The 20,199-nt window shown below is 36.5% G+C and carries 20 protein-coding genes; 1 reads left to right on the top strand and 19 read right to left on the bottom strand.

Translation table 11 applies throughout. The annotated features are described in order from the left end of the window. Positions 1–8: 8 nt before the first annotated feature. From I589_RS07085 to I589_RS07000, 18 genes are all read right to left on the bottom strand, one after another. Positions 9–158, bottom strand: a complete 150-nt coding sequence (locus I589_RS07085) for a teichoic acid D-Ala incorporation-associated protein DltX (protein WP_010768799.1) — start codon at positions 156–158, stop codon at positions 9–11. 300 nt (positions 159–458) lie between these two features. Beyond that, the gene (locus I589_RS07080; protein ID WP_010768800.1) at positions 459–1,163 is read right to left on the bottom strand and encodes a response regulator transcription factor; all 705 of its coding nucleotides are present in this window, start codon (positions 1,161–1,163) and stop codon (positions 459–461) included. Beyond that, the gene (locus I589_RS07075; protein ID WP_010768801.1) at positions 1,138–2,625 is read right to left on the bottom strand and encodes a sensor histidine kinase; all 1,488 of its coding nucleotides are present in this window, start codon (positions 2,623–2,625) and stop codon (positions 1,138–1,140) included. Before I589_RS07075 ends, I589_RS07080 begins: the two co-directional genes overlap by 26 nt. Before the next feature lie 21 nt (positions 2,626–2,646). Then, positions 2,647–3,726, bottom strand: a complete 1,080-nt coding sequence (locus I589_RS07070; RefSeq protein ID WP_169407815.1) for a serine hydrolase domain-containing protein — start codon at positions 3,724–3,726, stop codon at positions 2,647–2,649. A gap of 323 nt (positions 3,727–4,049) precedes the next feature. Continuing rightward, positions 4,050–4,571: a GNAT family N-acetyltransferase gene (locus I589_RS07065; RefSeq protein WP_010768803.1), complete on the bottom strand. Its 522-nt coding sequence runs from the start codon at positions 4,569–4,571 to the stop codon at positions 4,050–4,052. Between the two features lie 9 nt (positions 4,572–4,580). Continuing rightward, complete coding sequence (locus tag I589_RS07060; protein ID WP_010768804.1) at positions 4,581–5,033, bottom strand: MarR family winged helix-turn-helix transcriptional regulator; 453 nt, start codon at positions 5,031–5,033, stop codon at positions 4,581–4,583. A 402-nt stretch (positions 5,034–5,435) separates the two neighbouring features. Continuing rightward, on the bottom strand, positions 5,436–6,239 hold the full coding sequence (locus I589_RS07055) for a gluconate 5-dehydrogenase (protein WP_010768805.1): 804 nt from the start codon (positions 6,237–6,239) through the stop codon (positions 5,436–5,438). A 13-nt stretch (positions 6,240–6,252) separates the two neighbouring features. Continuing rightward, positions 6,253–7,095: a 5-dehydro-4-deoxy-D-glucuronate isomerase gene (gene kduI / locus I589_RS07050; protein ID WP_010768806.1), complete on the bottom strand. Its 843-nt coding sequence runs from the start codon at positions 7,093–7,095 to the stop codon at positions 6,253–6,255. A gap of 15 nt (positions 7,096–7,110) precedes the next feature. Next, complete coding sequence (locus I589_RS07045) at positions 7,111–8,109, bottom strand: sugar kinase (protein ID WP_010768807.1); 999 nt, start codon at positions 8,107–8,109, stop codon at positions 7,111–7,113. 4 nt (positions 8,110–8,113) lie between these two features. Then, entirely contained in the window at positions 8,114–8,758 is a 645-nt protein-coding gene (locus I589_RS07040) for a bifunctional 4-hydroxy-2-oxoglutarate aldolase/2-dehydro-3-deoxy-phosphogluconate aldolase (RefSeq protein WP_010768808.1), read from the bottom strand. A 171-nt stretch (positions 8,759–8,929) separates the two neighbouring features. Further along, on the bottom strand, positions 8,930–9,688 hold the full coding sequence (locus I589_RS07035; RefSeq protein WP_010768809.1) for an IclR family transcriptional regulator: 759 nt from the start codon (positions 9,686–9,688) through the stop codon (positions 8,930–8,932). 221 nt (positions 9,689–9,909) lie between these two features. Then, positions 9,910–10,578 carry a DUF624 domain-containing protein gene (locus tag I589_RS07030; protein ID WP_010768810.1) on the bottom strand — a complete coding sequence of 223 codons (669 nt, stop codon included), beginning with the start codon at positions 10,576–10,578 and terminating at the stop codon, positions 9,910–9,912. Between the two features lie 16 nt (positions 10,579–10,594). After that, a complete protein-coding gene (locus tag I589_RS07025; protein WP_010768811.1) occupies positions 10,595–11,452 on the bottom strand; it encodes a carbohydrate ABC transporter permease in 858 nt (285 codons plus the stop codon). Positions 11,453–11,465: 13 nt separating this feature from the next. Further along, on the bottom strand, positions 11,466–12,362 hold the full coding sequence (locus tag I589_RS07020) for a carbohydrate ABC transporter permease (protein ID WP_010768812.1): 897 nt from the start codon (positions 12,360–12,362) through the stop codon (positions 11,466–11,468). Positions 12,363–12,582: 220 nt separating this feature from the next. Beyond that, positions 12,583–13,854: an ABC transporter substrate-binding protein gene (locus I589_RS07015; RefSeq protein ID WP_010768813.1), complete on the bottom strand. Its 1,272-nt coding sequence runs from the start codon at positions 13,852–13,854 to the stop codon at positions 12,583–12,585. Positions 13,855–13,887: 33 nt separating this feature from the next. Beyond that, positions 13,888–15,021 carry a glycoside hydrolase family 88 protein gene (locus I589_RS07010; RefSeq protein ID WP_010768814.1) on the bottom strand — a complete coding sequence of 378 codons (1,134 nt, stop codon included), beginning with the start codon at positions 15,019–15,021 and terminating at the stop codon, positions 13,888–13,890. Positions 15,022–15,035: 14 nt separating this feature from the next. Further along, entirely contained in the window at positions 15,036–16,820 is a 1,785-nt protein-coding gene (locus tag I589_RS07005; protein ID WP_010768815.1) for a DUF2264 domain-containing protein, read from the bottom strand. 4 nt (positions 16,821–16,824) lie between these two features. Continuing rightward, on the bottom strand, positions 16,825–17,187 hold the full coding sequence (locus I589_RS07000) for a hypothetical protein (RefSeq protein ID WP_010768816.1): 363 nt from the start codon (positions 17,185–17,187) through the stop codon (positions 16,825–16,827). A gap of 190 nt (positions 17,188–17,377) precedes the next feature. Here I589_RS07000 and I589_RS06995 point away from each other — a divergent pair, with 190 nt between their 5' ends. Then, positions 17,378–18,433, top strand: coding sequence for a LacI family DNA-binding transcriptional regulator (locus tag I589_RS06995; RefSeq protein ID WP_010768817.1), 1,056 nt, complete (start codon positions 17,378–17,380; stop codon positions 18,431–18,433). Positions 18,434–18,508: 75 nt separating this feature from the next. Here the strand turns inward: I589_RS06995 and I589_RS06990 are convergent, their stop codons facing one another. Beyond that, positions 18,509–20,197 carry a heparinase II/III family protein gene (locus I589_RS06990; protein ID WP_010768818.1) on the bottom strand — a complete coding sequence of 563 codons (1,689 nt, stop codon included), beginning with the start codon at positions 20,195–20,197 and terminating at the stop codon, positions 18,509–18,511. Positions 20,198–20,199 lie beyond the last annotated feature (2 nt).

Below are 20,199 nucleotides of genomic sequence, written 5' to 3'. Positions count from 1 at the left end.
AATTCCTCCTAAAATTCATTATAAATAAATGTGCCACCTTGAATATTCTTATAATGATAAAGATAAATTAATAATAGGATGATGCAGAAATAAAAAACGGTTTTTCCTATAAAAATAAGTCCATTTCTAACCGCTTCATTTTTAAATAGCTGCTTCATTAAATCCCTCCTCTTACAATTCTTTACTCATTGATTGTATAAGGAAGGAATAAATTAGAGACCATGAAAAGTTAAACAATTTATAAACTATGGATAAACTTTTTCTTTCAATTCTTGGGATTTCTTTAATTTTATTAACAAAAACGTAACATAACTGTGTTATTTATTACAAGGAGTAATATTTTGTAATTAAAACGAAATAAAAAAGAACCTTGGACTCGCTAAGTGAGTACCAAGATTCTTAACCTCATACTAAATAAAAAACTGCATGGCTTAACAAAAAAACTTCTGTCTGCTATCTTATGCTTTAAATCGATAGCCTGCCCCCCAAACCGTTTGGATATATTGCGGGTTCGTTGGATCTTCTTCGACTTTTTCCCGCAAACGATTGATATGCACGGCAACTGTACGAATATTTCCCAAGGCGTCCATTCCCCAAATTTTCTCATACAATTGCTCTTTACTAAACACAATTTCCGGGTTCTCCATCAAAAATAATAATAGTTCATATTCCCGATGTTTACATTCTACTTCGATATCATTTACATATACTCGATGTGTTTGAGAATTAATACGAATATTTCCCAAATGTATTTCCGCCTCATCTGTAGGTGTCGCTATCGTTTGTCCTTGTTTAATTCGTGTATATTGTGCAATATTTGCTTTCACTCGTGCAACAAGCTCAGTGGGAGAAAAAGGTTTGGAAATATAATCGTCTGCCCCAATTCCTAATCCCCGAAGCTTATCCAGCTCTTCTGTCTTTGCCGTCACCATGATGATAGGGATGTCTACCTTATCTCGAATGCTTCGACAAATCTCATAGCCGTCCATCCCAGGTAACATTACATCTAATAAGATAAGCTGATAGTCTCCTGTCACCGCTTCGTGGTAGCCTATGGTTCCTTCATTTGCAATGCGCACCTCGTAGCCTTCAATTTCTAAAAAGTCCCTCTCAATCATTGAAATATCTTCATCATCTTCAATGATCAACACTCGTTTGTTCATCAGTAATAGCTCCCTTCTTAATCGGAAGAGTAATGAGAATTGTTAATCCACCCAAAGAGTTATTGCGTGCCTGAATTCTTCCTTTAAACCCTTCAATGATTTTTTTAGAAATAGCTAACCCTAGCCCATTTCCTTTACTTGGATTTGTTCGTGCTTTGTCATCTCGATAAAATAGTTCAAATAGATTGTCCAGATTTTTTTCTGAGACACCCGTTCCATTATCTGATATTGATAAAATTAACTGATCTGCCTCAATTCGATAGACAAGCGTCACTTCTTTATCTTGTTTCTCCACATATTTTCGTGCATTTTCAAATAAATTTGTCAGCACCGTTCGAAATTGTACAGGATCAACCGCCAAAACAACCTCTTCTTGCGGCGCTTCTAAATGAATGCTTAATCCTTTTTCTTCGTACTCATGGTGAATTAACCGAATATACTCATCAATCAATTTTTTATTGGTAGTCTCAACCAGATTAAATGGAAACTCTCCCGTATCCAGTTTTGAAAATAAAAAGAGCTGTGCCATAATTTGATCTAAGTCGTCAATCTTCTTTTTAATAATGGTAAAATACTTGTCTCTCATCTGAGGTGTACTTGCAATACCCTTTTCCAGCCCTTCAACATACGCTTTAATGGAGGTAAGCGGAGTCCGTAAGTCATGAGAAATACCTGCTATTAATTCACGGCGATTGGCTTCCAGCTTATTTTGTGTATCTACCATCATTTTCAGCTGATGAGCCATTCCGTTAAAATCCTTGACGACAGGTAAAAATTCGTCCTGTTCTACATAACGAATCTGGTAGTTTAATTTTCCCTCTTGAATTTTATGAAACCCTTCGGTCAATATCTCCAAGGGTTCTGTGATACTTTTAGTTACATATTTTGTTAAATAACGATTCGTTAAAATAATTAAAATAAGGGTTCCTACAACCATTGCAATAATGATTCGAGATAAAACAGCCTGATAATCCCTATCCCAGAGCGGATCTTGATAGTATAAATCGTTGTAATAGTTATTATTGACTAAAATAACCTTATACTTATTTGCTTCAAATGCCGTAGTGAACAATTGATCTTTTAAATAGCTGTGTTCCCCTTCTTCTGTTAAAACAGCTTCTTTCATGTCCGTATCAATAACTTCTCCGACTGAATGAACCAGTTTATCTCCCTGATAGACCATGAGTGCAATATTATCACTATAATGGGTCTTGTAAAATTTATTCATATCTGACGAAATTTTTTTAGTTGTTGTATCATCTGAAGACCACTTAATCACGAGACTCTCCACCGCAGCATATTGTGAGCGAAACTCTCTGTTTTTACTCATTGCGCCTTCATCTACACCCCAAAAATATTGCCAAACCAATAGAAATGTAAAAGATGCAACAAGTAGGCTCAATAAGACTGGAACTACAATCATCAATATATGAGAAATAAATAACCGTCGTTTAATTGTCATGTTCTTCCCTCTTTTACTCGTTTAATGAGTCATTGCTTCATAAATGGATTCAGCTAATGAGCCAGTATCTAAAATTCCTTGCTGATTACTAATTAAGATAACCAAATTTTCGTTAGTTTCTTCTCCGTAAACCATGGTTGTGTAGCCACCTAAAGATCCACTTACGACCTTTTGCCCATCTGACAGCCATAAACCGCTGCTATAGCCTGCTGTTACAATATCTGTCATTTCTGCGTACCTGTCTTCTGTCAGTAACCGGCCATTTTTCATCGCCTTTTGTACACGCCACAAATCACTTGCAGACATAAATAAATTACCAGCGCCTAGCAAGCTGGAAAAAAGAGGTTTCGAGTCAGGAAAGGAGTCCCAGAAAGGGACATAGTCAACTTCCTCTGCTTCATCATATACATAGGAAAGGGGAACCGTTTCTTTTTCTGGAAGCTGATCCCAAAAATAGGTTTCTCCAAGGTGCAGTGGTTGAATGATTCTTTGAGTAAACAACTCTTCATAAGACTTCCCGCTCACCATCGACAAAATCCCCGCTAATAACGTATAGTTGGCATTTGTATATAAAAATGAGTGATCTTCTGTTACCGTCATTTCTGAAAGTACAAAGTCTAACTGTTCTCTTTGACTTGTTAATAATTTAGCAGGTGCAATTTCATCCATATCAATTCCTGAACTTTGATTTAATAAATCACGAATTGTTATTTGATCGGCATAGTCAATATCTGGATAAAATTTATCCAATGTTTCTTTATAGCTTATTTTTCCTTCTGAAACAAGCTGTTCCACTAAAATAGCTGTCATACTTTTTTGAACAGAGGCAACTGGATACGCCATCTCTACAGAATTTTTTATTTTTTGTTCTTTATTCGCATAGCCATACGCCTGCTCGTAATAATTTTCTCGATTTTTTACTAGTAGTACCGTCCCTTTAAAATGACTCTCCTTTAGTAAATCGTCCACAAATAACGTCATCTCTTGTTTCTTTTTCTCTTCTCCTTGCTGCGCACTGACTGCCGCCGCTGTTTCTTTTTGCTGAAACCAGTAAACGATTCCTAGAACTAACAGCACGCATATACTTGCAACTATTGACATTTTTTTCAAAAAACACACCTTCAATTTATTTTTCAAGAGGATACACCTGTTACCCTCATCTTATCAAGAATAACAGGAAATAATAAACAAAAAGTAAACTACTGCTAAAATATTTTTAAATAATTAATTATTTTTTCTGCAATTCCTATATTTTCCAATATTTACGTTACATTTAAACTAGTTGTACAGAATTTACACTATCTCAAAAGAAAATACAAAAAAAGAAGCCTAATCCGCTTCTTTTCGTCACTATTTTTCATATTTGTCGATTCTTTCAATAACCTACAATCAAACGCCAAAAGCTGTTTATCTCCTAAAGAAAATCATAGATCCTTCAATAAAATAAAATCTGTTTGCTCATCCTCTCCCATAAAAAAGGAGTGACTACCTACTTTAGTAAATCCCTGATTTTTATAAAATGCTAATGCTCGTTCATTTTTCTCCCAGACACCTAGCCACAGAGATTTTTTCTGAAGAGCTTTTGCTGTCTGAATGGCTTTTGTTATTCCTTCACTTCCGTATCCTTTTCTCTTATGAATAGAACGAATATAGATTCTTTCTACCTCTAGTGAATCAGGATAAATAGTTTCTGTTTGTGCCTGTCCGATATTTAATTTTAAATACCCAACAATTTCTTTATTTGCTTGTAAAAAGAAGAAGAAGCTTTCTTCATTTTTTAGTTCTTCTCTGAGTTGTTCATAATTATAAGCAGTATCTAAATAAGCTGCTAAATCTTCTGCTGTATTTTGATCAGCAAACGTGTCTGTAAATGTCTCTATACTTAATGTACGCAAAGCATCAATGTCTTTTGTTGTACACTTTCTCCATTCAAGCTGTGTCATCATCTACTCCTCCTAGTATTCTCTTTTACCGCCATTTTTTACAAGATGCCAATCCTTTTCGACATTATGCTTCATTTTTTTTACTAGCTTATTTAGTGTCTGTTGATCACTTTCACTGATCCCCTTTAATGCTGTTAGGCTAGAATAGGCATGCTCCCGTAAAATAAATTGCGCTCTCTCACGTCCTCTAGCCGTTACTTCGAGATGAATAATTTTTTTATTTTCATTATCTAACTCTTTTTTTACAAACCCTTTTTCAACTAATCGCTGAATTGCGCGGGATGCTGTTGAACGATCGACCTTAATCATGTCTGCTAAATGTTCAGGAATGATTCCCTGATTTTCATAGATACGTACCAGGTATACATACTGCCCTCTTGTCAGTTCATATTCCTTAAATTCAACATTTGCAATAGAATCTAAGGCACGAGCAATTACACCAATGTCTCTTAAAATTGTATCCATACGCCACCTCCTTTTTTATCCTACCTTTTTATTGTTGCAAATGCAACAATAAAATTCTGTATAAAAAAAGGCGGGACATAACTAATTAAGTTATACCCCATCTTTGTAAAATCTTAATAGAAGGAATTCATCCTCTACGCATGAAACAAGCTAGAGTTGAAAGCTTCGAAAACAAGCTGAAATTGCATCGATACACTATTTCTAAAAGAAATAGATGTAGAGATGTACCTTCTTGGTGCATTCGATACACTTTTTCTAAAAGGAATAGATGTAGAAATGTACTTAGTCCCAAAGATTTGAGGAGCAATCTTCGTGAATTCCTTCTTATTTCTCGAAGCTGAGCACTTCTGTCCTGACCTCTTTGATTGTGCAAAAAGAGCTGCAGAAATCTAGTTATTTGGGTTAAGGCTGTTTTCCAATGTATGCCAAGATTCCACCGTCAACGTATAAGATATGTCCGTTGACAAAGTTTGATGCATCTGATGCTAAAAAGACAGCTGAACCTGCTAAATCTTCTGGTTCTCCCCATCGTGCAGCAGGTGTTTTGGAAATAATGAACTGATCAAATGGATGTTTTGATCCATCTTCTTGCAGTTCACGTAATGGCGCTGTTTGAGGTGTCGCGATATAACCAGGTCCAATACCATTACATTGAATATTTGCCTCACCAAATTCAGAACAAATATTTTTTGTTAACATTTTTAAGCCGCCTTTCGCTGCAGCATATCCTGCGACCGTTTCACGTCCCAACTCACTCATCATAGAACAGATATTAATAATTTTCCCATGTCCTTTCTTAATCATAGAGGGCAAGACGGCTTTTGACATAATAAATTGGCCGTTTAAGTCAATATCTACTACTTGTCGAAAGTCTTCAGCGGTCATTTCCAACATAGGTATACGTTTGATAATTCCAGCGTTGTTCACTAAAATATCAATGACTCCCACTTCATCTTCAATTTTTTTGACTCCTGCCTCAACAGCCGCTTCATCTGTAATATCAAACACAAATCCATATGCTTTAATACCGATTTCTTTATAATTCTCGATTCCTTTTTTTACGCCTTCTTCATGACGGTCATTAAACACAATTGTTGCGCCGGCAGCAGCTAATCCTTTGGCAATTTCAAAACCAATTCCATAGACGGCACCTGTAACTAAAGCAACTTTTCCCTTTAATTCAAACATATCCATTGAAAAACTCATTCTTTCATTCCTCCTATTTTAAATCGCCCATATCAACCATATCCATGTCTGTATACGTAATATTTTCTCCACACATTGACCAGATAAATGAATAGTTTCCAGTACCTACACCTGAATGAATAGACCAGCTTGGCGAAATGACTGCTTGATCTTGATCCACTACTAAGTGTTTTGTTTCATCTGGTTTACCCATCATATGGAATACCTTTGTATCTTCTTTAGCAAAATCAAAGTACACATACGCCTCCATGCGACGTTCGTGTGTATGACAAGGCATCGTATTCCACGCACTTCCTGGTTCTAAAATAGTGTAACCCATTTGTAACTGACAGCTGTCACATACATTGGGGTGAATATACTGATAAATTTTTCGTTCATTTAAGGATAGACCTTCTCCTGCTTCCATTGGCTTCACTTGGTCAATACTAATTTTGACATTTGGATATTTGTGATGAGCCGGGACACAGCTAATATAGAATTTTGCTGGATTGTTGGAATCAGCTGAAGAAAAGACAACCTGTTTCGTTTCTTTTCCAATGTAATACCCATCTTGTTTTTTCATTTCTTCTTTTTGTCCGTCAATTTCGATGAACCCAGGCCCGCCGATATTTATGACTCCTAGCTCACGACGTTCTAAGAAATATGTTACTCCTAGCTCTTTATCTAGCGTAATTTCTAATTCTTTCGTTGTTGGTGTTACCCCGCCAAAAATCATTCGATCGTTGTGTGTATAAGTGAGGCAAATTTCACCTGGAGTAAAGACTTTTTCCACTAAAAATTCTTGTCTTAATTGTTCTGTTGAATAATGACGAATATCCTCTGGGCTGTGTGTGTAACGATTTTCCATAGTTTGCATTTTGTAAACGACTCCTTATCGTATAATTTTTCCTGAGCCAGCAGCTAAAAAGCTGTTGACTTCTTCTTCACTAAATTGATTGCAATCCCCTTCTACCGTATGCTTCAAAGCAGAAGCTGCTGTCGCAAATTCAATAATATCTTGTGGGTTTTCTTTTGTTAAAAGACCATGTAAAACTCCTCCACAAAACGCATCTCCCCCTCCTACTCGATCGACTACAGGACAAATGAGTTGAGGTTTTGATTCATAATATGTCTCATTCATCCATAAAGTTCCTGTAAGTTCATTATCTGAAGCAGAGGTAACTGTACGTTTAGTAGAATAAAAGACCTGTATATTTGGGTAGTGCGCTTGCATTTTTTTGTAATAGTAAGATAACTCCTCTTCTGGCCGTGGAGCAATCTCTAAAAGGTGAATTGCGTCCATGTAACCAGCCGAACAATAGTCTACATAAGGAAGCAGCATTTTCAAAACACTTCCTGCTTCTTTTTGTGTCCATAATTTCCCGCGATAGTTAATATCAAAACTAATCTTGCAGCATTTTCTTTTTGCTGCCTTCATCAACTCAAGAGTAAGTGTCCTCCATTGGTGACTAAGCGCAGGCGTAATTCCGGAGATATGGAAAATATCTGCCTCACTAAATAGTATTTCTTCTGACCATTCATTAAAAGTCATCTCAGAAAAACTTGAATGGGCTCGGTCATAGACAACTGAGGCAGCTCGTTGACCAATACCAGATTCTACGTAATAAGTCCCTAACCGGTTTCCGCCAAATAGCAGTGTCTCCGTTCCAACTCCATACCTTTTCAAGTGTTTTTTTACCGCTTCTCCTAAAGAGTTATTTGGAACTTTACTAGCAAATGAGACAGTGTGACCATAATTTGCTAAGGAAATAGCAACATTGGCCTCGCCACCACCATAATGTACATTTAATTTATCACTTTGCGGTAGACGCGTTCCCTGATTAGTAGAAAAACGCAACATAATTTCACCAAGTGTAATTACTTTTCCCATCTGGCTACCTCTTTATTTCATTAAGTTTATCACTGTACTGTTTCGCCACTTCTGTCACTTTTTTAAAGTCTCCTTGTGCTGCAGGCGCTAATAAATTTCCGCCAACACCCACGGCTACCACTCCCGCTTTAAACCATTCAGACATATTGTCTAGGCTGACCCCCCCAGTAGGCATAATGTTCAATTGCGGGAACGGTGCTTTAAATGCAGAGACAATACTTGGACCGTAGGCACTTCCTGGAAATAGTTTGATAATATCCACGCCGCTCTTCAACGCTGTTTGCATCTCTGTAATGGTCATGCATCCTGGTAAATATGGAATTTGATAAAGGTTACATATTTCTGCCGTTTCACGATCAAAGCTGGGACTCACAATATATTGTGCACCCGACATAATCGCAAGCCTTGCAGTCGTTGCATCAAGAACCGTTCCTGCACCAATTAAAACCTCTGGATGTCCCTTATAAGCATCCGATAATTCGCGTATCACTTCATCTGCTTGAGGAACTGTAAACGTCAGTTCAATCCCCACAATCCCTCCTTTGATAATCGCATGACTCGCCTGTAAGGCTTCTTCTTTTGTTGCTCCTCGCACAACTGCAATGACTCCAGCCTTCTGAAGACCTGCTAATGTTTCTATTTTTTTCACCGAACCCCTCTTTTCTTATTTGGAAATTCAATTTTACTATAAAGAAATTATACTTTTATTATACGAGAAGAAAATAAAAATGCAACCGTTTTAATCAATTTCTTTTTTATTCTTTTTTGGCGTAAAAAAAGAGCCCCTTCATCCCACTTAGGATTAGTCGCTCTTTCATGCTTAATGATTTAATTTATTTTCAACGCTGTTTTTTACTGACAAAATCTCATGAATAATTCTCTCTTTTAAGTCGTTGTTCATCCTATATTTTGGCATGCTGATGCTAAATGCACCCACGACTTTGTTTTCAGAAACAATAGCTGTTCCGATACAAAAAATATCTTTTTCCACTTCTTCATCATCAAATGCAACTTTTTCTTGTTGAACAATCGCTAATTCTTTTTTTAACTTCAACGGATTAGTGATTGTTTCTTCCGTATAAGCAATCAATTCATGTTCTTGGAGATACGCATCGATTTCTTCACGTGATAATTCGGCAAGTACAGCTTTTCCCATCGCAGAATTATACAACGGACGGGTAATTCCTATCTTAGAAGACATTCGAATCGTTTGGTTTTTCGGCTCTAGCTTATTGACATATAAAATTTCCTGATTCGCTAAAATACCTAAATGAATGGTCTCATCTATTTGCTCTTGTAATTTTTCAAGGTAAGGCTGTGTTATTTCTACCAAATCAAGCTGTTCCAAATTTTGATTTGCATACCGAATGAGCTTACTTCCCAATCGATAGCTCTTATCTTGTTTTCTATTCACGTAGCCAATGAGGACGAGTGTATCTAAAATTTTTAAAGTCGTTGAAGGTGTCATCTTTGTTCCTTCAGTAATTTCTTGTAGTATGCTATCTGGATGATTCGACAAAAAGTCTAAAATATCCGCCGCCTTAATTAGAACGGTCCCATAGGGCTTCTTTTTTTCCATAATAAGCACTCCTTTTTCCATATAAGAAAATAATAGAATGAATATAAGAAAAAAGCAACCCTTCAGATTAAAAAAAAGAAATCAATTTTCATTTCTGAAACTTTGATTTCTTTCAGTGTATTCAAGTCCCTAGAAAAAGGCTCCCTTGTGATAAGTAACTCCGTTATCTCGAACTTTCTATTTTTTTTCAGAAAGATTCGGTTTTATTCTATTTTCAGAACTTAAAGAACCTTCAAGCTTTTGGTGATTTGAAGACAATTCAAATAAATAACTCCCAAAAAAAGAATTGGCGTCACTAAAAAACCAAATTGCGGCTTTATCACCATCACTAGAGGAATCGCAATAAATAGCAGTGTATTGACGAGGCTCACATACCATTTTTTTAGCGAAAAATAGAGCGATGCTTTGTAGATTATGCTGATTTTTAATTGAGGATTTCTTAGATATAAATAGAAATTGTTTATACTTACACTTGTAGCAATGAAAATAAGTACAAAGAAAAAAGGAAGGAGCCATTTCCCAATTGATAATTTTAAGAAAAATAGACTATCTACACTAGCAACTAAGCTAATTATCCAGCCGATTCCTCCCAAGCTGAAACTTTTTTTCCATAACAATTTATATAATTGAAAAAACTGTTTTGCAGGGTCAAACTCTTTTTCCTCCTGCCATTTATTTAGCCAAGCAATCGCTGTCAGTGACGAAGGGATAAAAAACAGAAGTGCTATACTAAACAAAAACAGATTCCTGCCATCTATTGCTGTAGTGATGGCTACTATAGTAAATGGACTATTGACACATAGAAAACAGAGATTACCAATTAAAACAATGTATACCCACCGAAACATTTTCATGTAAATATTTGTCTCAAAGGTCTGTTTTTTTAACATATAAGGTCCCCCTTCTTTATCCTTTTACACCAGAAGAAGCAATGCCTTCAACAAAATATTTTTGCATAGCTAAAAATACGAGCGCCACAGGTAGGATAGATAGAACTGACGCAGCCATAATTAATGCATATTCTGCATCATATAAACCCACAAACATTTTCAGCCCCAGCTGAATTGTCTTATTCTCTGTTGAGGATAAATAGATAAATGGCCCCATGTAATCATTCCATGTGTTTACAAACGTGATAATTGTTAAACTAGCTAACGCAGGCTTTGTCAGCGGCAAAATAATTCTTCGATAGATCCCCCATTCTGTTAAGCCATCAATTCTCGCACTTTCACAGAGCGAATCTGGAATACTACTGTAGTACTGTTTTAATAAGAAAACACCAAACGCATTAAATGCTTGAAGTAAAACCAACGACATCAGTGTATCTGTTAACCCTAATTGTCTCATCATAATGAATTGAGGAATCATGTACGACTGCCAAGGCACAGCAATTGTTCCGATATAAGCAAGGAATAAAATATCTTTTCCTCTAAAATTCATTTTAGAAAAACCATATGCAGCAAAACTGGAGGTAAATAACTGGATCAAAGTAATTACAATACTTAAGATAGCCGTATTCTTAAAAAAAGTTAGTAATGGAATTCTCGTCCAAATAACCGAATAGTTTTCTGGATGCCAGTTTTTAGGAATCCATTGAATAGGTACTGAAAATACATCATTATTTGCTTTAAATGATGCAGAAAGCATCCATATGAATGGCACAAGTGTAGCAAATGCCAATACAGTGAGAAGTAGAAACAGGAAAAGTCTGCCAATCGTAAAGGCTGGTTTTATTTTGGGTCTTTTTAAATTTGTCGATTCCATGAATGTTCTCCTCCTACACTCTTTCTTGAATTTGATTCCATTTAAACTGAATCACCGTAATGATCAAAACAATCGCAAATAAAATCATCGCAATAGCAGAAGCATAGCCGAAATTGAACTTAACAAATGCTTCATTATACACTTGATAAACCAGTACATTCGTTGCTCGGCCAGGTCCACCATCGGTCATTACTTGTACTAAGTCAAAAATTTTAAAGCAGTTAATCACTAACATAATGGTGACAAAAAATGTCGTCGGTCGAAGAGAAGGAACCGTGATATTCCTAAATTGGTTCCATTTATTTGCCCCATCCATAGAGGCTGCTTCATACAATTCTTTTGAGATACTTTGAAGTCCTGCTAAGTAGAGAATCATGTAATAGCCCATCCCTCGCCACACACTTACAATGATAATCGCTGTCAGTGCCCAATCTGAGCTGGACAACCATCCAGGAGGATTTTCAATAAATACTTTTAAAAATTGGTTGATTGGTCCCATTGTCGGGTGAAACAACATGCTCCACACCACCGCAATCGCAACTAGTGAGGTAACATAAGGAAAGAAAAAGGCTGTGCGAAAAAATTTCACTCCTCTTATTTTCTGATTCAACAAAATAGCTAATCCAAGGGAACAAAGAAGTGTTAACGGAACAACACCAATAGTATATAAAAATGTATTTTTTAGTGAAATCCAAAAGGTTTCATCCCCAAGCATTTTCGTAAAATTTTTCATACCAACAAATTCAGGTGCACTAAATGAATCCCATTTCATAAATGCTAATACAAGTGAAAAAATAACAGGAATCAGTGTAAATATAAGAAATCCAATAAAATTGGGCGCAATAAATGACCACGCAATAACTGTATTTTTTCTTTTTAACTTACGTGAAGATTGTGTTCGAACATCCATATAAGTGTGCTAAAAAAGCGAATTCGCTCTTTAGCTTCCCCCTTTCATATAAGCTTTTATCCTCTAAAATACAACTAAATCTCCAGTTTCTTCTTACGTTTAAATAAACGGTAAAACAAAGTCCACTGATTTTTCTCTAAAAGCAGAACGTCTTACGGTTTAAAGAACTAAACTGCGTTCCACTCTCATTAGTTTATTTCGATTCCATCAGATAAAACGATTATTCTATTTCTTGTTTAACACGTTTTTCCATAGAAGAAATTGCTTGATTTGGTGTTTCGTCCCCTACAAGAATTAATTCATGTTCTTCTTGTAAAATTTTATCAATAGCAGGACCATTAGCATCTAAGGGAAATTCAATCGCTATCTTTTCTGGATTAAACGCTTTTTGAGAAATTTCATCCGTAGGCATTCCTTTATGACCAAAATACTGTTTATTTATGGCATCTGTTCTATAAGAAGGGACTACTCCAACCTCTGCCAACACTTTTGCACCTTCTTCGCCTGAACAAAAATCAAGAAATTTTTGAGCAAGCTCTTGTTTTTTAGAGTTTTTATTTATGGCAAATGCAGTTGGCGAACCAAATGTTTGAATCTCTTTTCCTTTTTCTTTTTGAGGAATTTCAGCAATTCCCCACTCAACATCTGTCGTGTTATCATCGAGATTCGTTAATAGTGCACCCATATACCACGAACCCATGTACATCATCGCAGCTTTTGAATTTTCAAATTGAGACTGATACGTCACGCTGGTAGATTTAGCTGTCCCATAATCCATTTGGGACTTCGCCTCTTGCATCCTCAATACACGATCATAATCTTCTTTCAAATAGCCATATTCTGGATCAATCAGACTTTTATCATTTTGTGCAGCTGAAATTGCTTGAACAGTCGACCGCCATGTATGTTGATACGCTCCATATACTTGTTCATCTGGTTTTGAAAGTTTTTTAGCCAGTTCTTCATACTCATCCCAAGTTAAATTATTTGGATACGCAATCCCTGCTTCATCAAACATTTTTTTATTATAATAGAGTACCCAAAAGTCTGTACGATACGGTTGTGCATAAGTTTTTCCATCCACATCATACATAGAATAGCTATCTTTGGCAGGATCGATCTCCAGTCCATTAATATGATCCGTTAAATCAACTAATTGATCTCGTAAAGCATAGTTGGAATAGGAAAGTAAGTTTTTCATTGTCAAAATATCTGTTGTATCTCCACTTGATAACATGGTGGTCAATTTTGTATCATAGTCATCAGAAGCAATATCAACTGATTTTACTTTTACTCCAGGGTTTTCTTTTTCAAACGCCCGAAAAAGTTTTTCAAACTCAGGTGTAGTATCATAATTCCAAGTAGTAACCGTTAGCGTTTTGTCTCCATTTGACCCAGAGTCCGCTTGTTTGTCTCCGTTTCCACAGGCAGCTATCAAGCTAACGCTCCCTAACAACCATGCAGCAATCATACCTTTTTTCCAAAAATTCATTTTTTGTATCCTCCATTTCATCCATTAATTTTTTTACCACACACTGTACCAACTCTTTGTTACTCTCATTAGGGCTTCCAGATAATAGTAGTCTCCCCAAATCACGCACTCGTTTACTCCTTTGTTTGACTTTTTATCATAAACACCTTCAAGTAACAGCCCGTTAGATTTTGGTGTATGGATACTTGTATACTTCTCGGATAACGCTTTCAATATTTCAACAGCAATCTTTTCATATTCCCCATGCTTAGGATCACTTAAAGGCAATTGTTTAGAGAGCTCCAGTAGCCCGCAGACAGCAATCGACGCTGCAGAGCTGTCTCTTTCTTCTGTGCTTCCTTCTTCAAAAATCAAATCCCAATAGGAAACTTTATCTTGTGGCAGCTGAGCGATGAAGTAATCGGCAACCTGCTTTGCTGTTTCAAGAAATGTATAGTCTCCTGTATGGTTATAGCTGAGAGTGAACCCGTATATTCCCCACGCTTGCCCACGTGCCCAACAAGAATCATCCGAAAATCCCTGCTGTGTTTTCCCTTCAATCGGTTCCCCCGTTGTTGTATCAAAATAATATGTATGAAACGTTGTGAAGTTGTCTCTAACAATATATTTTTGCGTTTGCTTTGCATGAGCATAGGCTGCCTTCTTATAAGACAAATCCCCCGTCATATCTGAAGCAAAATAAAGTAAAGGTAAATTCATTAAGCAGTCGATAATCATTCTTCCTCTTTGTATTGGATCCTCTAAATTCCCCCACGCTTGAATGATTTGCGCTTTTTCATCATAGCGCTGCATCAGTAAATCTGCCGCTTTAATCGCAAGCTCTTTTGATGACTCTCGATGGTTCACTTGATAGTCAAAAACAGCGGATAACGTATATAAAAAGCCAATATCGTGTGTTTCCAATTCAATTTTGTTTTCTAAACGACGGGTAAAAACGGCCATTTGTCTTTCAATGGTTTCATCAAATGCAGCGTCTTCCGTTAGCTCCTTGGCTAAAAAGAGCATGCCTATCCAAAAACTTGCAGTCCAATCATTATTTTCTTCTTGCGGATAGACAAGTTCTACGCTAGCAGCGGATGGAACAGTCTCTTGAAATGTCGTTAGGTTTTCTTTCACCTTTTCTACAGCAAATTCTACTTTTTCTGGCAGCCATTCTAATTTGTTCATTACGTCCTCCTATATTAAACGCTAATTTCAATTCGTTTAGCATTTTGATTTATACAAATTTTCTCTTTAGTTTGTTCAATCACTGGTCTATTCATCCGTTCATTTGGCATTAATCCTGAAACAAGAGAAATAAGAAGATGTTTTCCTGGTGCTAAATCTGCAACTACATACGGCAGCATAGTTCGTTTATAAAACAGGTTTGTATTTGGTTCTGTCCGAACAACCCTTGCTTCTTTGTAACCCAAAATTGCTTCTATAGATGAACAACCCATCTCAGAATTCGCAACTACACGCAGTTTTTCTGATACGGGCAAAACTCCTTGAAAAGGCACACTAAACCCGCCATCATATGCAGTCAGTCTTTCTTTTGTTTCGATTTCATGAATTCGGATATGACATGTTTCCAACGGGATAATTGTTGACCTTACAAAAACATCTTTCCAAGGATTCCACACATGAATAATCCGATCTCCTAAAATTTTATAGGATGTATCTCGTGCTTTAGGTCGAAAATAATGGTCATCCTTTGCTAACGCCAAGGTACTATCGTAATTTCCTTCGTAATACCAATAGTCTGTTTTCGGAACACTAAATCCAAATTTAGTCGAATAGACAAACTTACTGTATTTTGATTGCGGATGATTCTGATGTGTCACAAACTGCCCCGCCGGAAAAGCTTGAAGATGTGTCAAATCTTCATTATATTGATAAAAATTCTTGCTTTCTGGAACAGCCAGTGAGCGATTTAGAATAGTCAAAGGCAATGCTTCTGCTTTCCAATATGGATGGTCATCAGCAACAGCTAACAATAAAAAAGTCTTTAGCGCCCAATAAGGTGACCCATACGCGTTGTATCCTTCCGCAAATACTAAATTTTCATAGTGATAGCCTACAGTCAAAAGTCCATCGGCAGAAAAAATTTCCTTGTTCATCCAGCTTGTTAAATGTCGACTGATTAATCCCTTTATCTCTCCCCAAGGCAGCGCCTCGACGTCTGCAAAAACTAATGCGCTGAAAAAGCTAACCTGAGCAAATCGATAGGTTAAACTCCTCCCAAACGGGAGCGCTTCTCCTTCGCTGTCAAACCAATATTTAAACGTCTGAGCAAATGCTGTCGCCCTTTGTTTAATGACTTCCACTCGCTTTGGATCTTCCTCTGACATGAAATGGGCATAGATTAAACTATAAAAGTGAATAGCAAATGAGATATAGTAATCAAATTGTGTCTCTTCCCCATCAAAGTACCAGCCATTTTCACAATAAAAACTATTTATCACTTCAAAGTCTGAATCAATTCGCTCTTGAGAATACAACTGTCCACACTTTTTTAACGCAAGATTCACTAAGATACGGAAAAAATGCCAATTGTTCCTAGGGATTTCTCGCTCATTCACTTGATACAGCCAGCTGGATAACCGGCTCTGTTCATGAGTAGTAAACTTTTCCCAAACATTTTCTCTGTTGAGTAATAAGCACGTGCTTAGTGAAGCCATTTCAACAATCAGTTGGTCAAAATCTGTTACTTCTCCCCAATAATCCTCACTTTCAGGGGTTGTTCCCGCAACAATTCCTTGAATATAAACGGCTAATAGCTCGTCTTCTTCTGATGTAAAATACGGACCTAGTCCCCATAAAGGTCGAAGAAATGCTTCTACGCCCTGAGTTTCCTCAGAATAAACTGTACCGTGGGAACCGAATTTCAATTTTCCCAAGTCTCCTTTTCCATAAAAAGGCCGAAGAGGAGCAATTAGTGAGCGGAGACTTTCTTTCAGCTCTTTTTTCGTTAAATAGTGATTCATTCTCTTACTTCCCTTCAACTAGAATTGCTTTTATAAATCCATAATATTCACCATAGACAGTAACCGAATCTCCAACATGAATCGGTATATCCTGCTCGTTAAACACCTGATAACGACTTGAACCGCTTTTCAGCAGAAACCGATCCCCTTTTTCTATCTTCTTTTCCCTGTCAGCTTGGATAATTTCCCCTGAAATCTGGACAAACTCATTCAATGGCACATTCGCCGACTGAAATTCTTTTTCTGTATATTGTTTAGCATTTTTCTTAATACCTTCTTTTGTTTTTTGAGTAAACTCCCTCTCTTTCTCTCCGCTTTCATTTATTTGTAATGCACATCCTGAAAAAGAAATAACTAAGAAAAACACGCATATAATCCGATAAACATTCTTTATAATTCCACCCCCTAAAATAATAAAAGCGTTTTCTTTTACTAAATTTTACCTTTTTCTAGTAAAAAAGTAAAGTTTTTTTGGTAAAATTTTTATTTTTTTTACTTGTATTTTTAGTAGAATCCCCTATACTATAGGTATAGACTCTATCTAACGGAGGTAAAATATGGCAACAATTACAGATATAGCAAAAGAAGCAGGCGTTTCGATTTCTACTGTTTCTCGTGTATTAAATTATGATTCCACCCTTTCTGCGACAGAAGAAACAAAAAGAAAAGTGTTTGAAGTTGCTGAAAAATTAAACTATACGAAATATAAGAAAAAAAATAAGGAAAAAGAAACCTCCAGCCATGCAGGAACTCCTTCAATGAACGCAAAATCCATTGGTCTGATTACATGGCGCACAAGCGATGAAGAACTAGAAGATATTTACTACATGTCTATTCGACTAGCTGCAGAAAAAAGAGCTGTTGATTTAGGCTATAATGTGGTGAACTTTTCTCAAATGGAACAAAATGGGATTCAGGATGTTGAAGGTGTCCTTGCTATTGGCAAATTTACGGAGGAAAAAATCGAAGAATTAAATGAAACCGTCGCAAATCTTTGTGTGGTGGGTTCAAATTTCCCTCTCCACGAATATGATTGCGTGAATACTGACTTTTCCCAAGCAACTGAAATTGCCCTAACTCACTTACTTGAGCTTGGTCACACCAGAATCGCTTATATCGGTGCAGAAGAAAGCAAGAATTTACATGGGTATAGAAAATATAAAACACCAACAACAAATATATACATCGACATGCTGAAAAGTTTGAATTTATTTGATGAAAAATATTTCATTGTAAAAGAAAATAGTCAGTTAGATGTCAAAACTAGCGAAGCCCTTACGGAATATGCCTTAAATCTTTGGAAAGAGGATCTACCAACAGCTATTTTGGCTGCAAATGATGCCTTTGCCATTGGTATCATCCATACATTGAGTGCAAAAAATATTTCTGTTCCAGAACAAATTAGTGTTATGGGCATCAATGATCTTTCCATTTCTCGATATATCACACCACCTCTATCAACTGTTCGTGCATATACTGAAGAAATGGGTGAAACTGGAATGAATTTGTTACATGACCGAATCCATTCTCCTGGAATCGCCAAAAGAATTTTCTTAGGGACTGAACTAGTAGTTCGTGGTTCCACAACCGCTCCAAATACTTTAGCTAACTAAAAAAATCCTAAAATTCAGAGTCTTCTCTGTCTTTTAGGATTTTTATTTGTTAGAACAGATTACAGTTCTCCCCTCTTATTCTCCAGAAATCATTCGGATGGTGAGCTGAACCTTTCCATTGCCTTTTATTGTTTCTAAAAATTGAATTAATGTTGCGCTTTTTTCTGTTCCATCATGTGCTTGATAGGACACTTTTTTAAGTTGAACTGTTCCAGTGAAGGTCAGCTCACATATCTCATTTGTTACTTGTCCAATAATGCGAAGCTTCTGTCCAACAATTTTAACGGGTAATGTTGTGACAAAATTTTCTATTATAGCCGTTTTCTCAGTCGTTCGTTCAACGATATCCTGCAGCTTTACTGTACGATTTGAAGGATAGAGCAAAAGCTGCCTAATGAGTTTAGTGTTTGTTTCCATTTGATAGGTATTTGAAAGATTTGTTTCAAATAACCAGTCGTTTTCTACTGGTACAAACCTTGTCTCTTTAGCAACAACAGGACCAGGTTGTTGATAGTGCCCATCAATAATAGGAAGAGAATGCCCTTGTGCACTATTCACCAAAAACTGATATCTTTTGGCTTCATCAAAATATGCCTTTGTATATTCCCCTGCCCCTAAGTCTGTTAGGTAACACTCTTTTAGCGAACCAAAAACAAAATGACCAATATCAATATGATTATGACTTTCATCGTTTCGTCCACCCTTTGCAGCAAAAACGAGATCTCTTTCTTTTGATTGAAAAATCCCCCATTGCACATCAGAAAAATAATGTGCTATCTCTTTTTTCTCTCCAACAGATTTCTTTGTCCATTGAAGATTTCTATAGAGTGCTGCAAAACGATAGCAATGATCATAATCCAGCTCATTAATTTGTTTCACTTCAGGTATAGGTACTTGAAAATAGTCCTTACAAAAACTAACAAGCCCACTAGGTAACTCAGAAGGATGATAATCTGAAAATGGAATTCCAACTTCCTTATCAATGACCATATAATAAGGAAACGAAGCCATTCTTTTTATTTTTTCCCCTCGTAAATATTTATCATCTTTTAAAACTTGACTATACTTCTCAGCAAAATAAATATAATAGCCAAACCCATACGCCCAATAACTAAGTCCCTCTTCACATGCACCGTCTTCGCCAAAACTACTTAAATATGCTTGCATACTGTTGTCTACTTTTTTTAGCAGCTGGATTTGTCTAGCACTATTTTTCGGAAGTACGGAAAGAGCAACCATTCCTATAGAGCCTCCCACAACTGCACTCCAATTACTTTTTACAGACTCCCACGCCCATACGCGCTCTTCAAATGGACTTAAAATACGATTTTCAAGCTCAAGTCGAATTCTTCTTTGGATAATCGGCGCTAACTCCACACCCATCAATTCTAGTATTTCAGCAAGCATTTGTCCCGTTTCTGCAGCAAATAAATCAATCCATTTAGAAGCGTTATCTTTGGTATTATCTGTATAATCCGTCTCTTCAATCGGTAAATGAGCGGGCAACGCCCACGTATATTCATTACAAACTTCCCAAAGAACCTGCTCTAAGAATCCTTTTGTCTGTTCATCTTTTCGCTGAAGAAAGTCTAGTGCAAGCACAGCTACTTGCCTCCTTCTAGCAAAATAAGCTGTTTCAAAAGAGAGCCGTTCCCCTGTTTCTATATAATCGGTGTAGCCTGCAACAGGTAATTCAACCACTTTTGATTCACTCAAGTATTTTTTTGTTTCTTCTGAAAGCTGATGAATAAAATGAGTTTCCATAA

Origin of the sequence: Enterococcus phoeniculicola ATCC BAA-412 (assembly GCF_000407505.1) — a bacterium.
GTDB classification, from domain to species: Bacteria; Bacillota; Bacilli; order Lactobacillales; family Enterococcaceae; genus Enterococcus_K; species Enterococcus_K phoeniculicola.
This window is presented reverse-complemented; position numbering and strand designations above follow the sequence as displayed.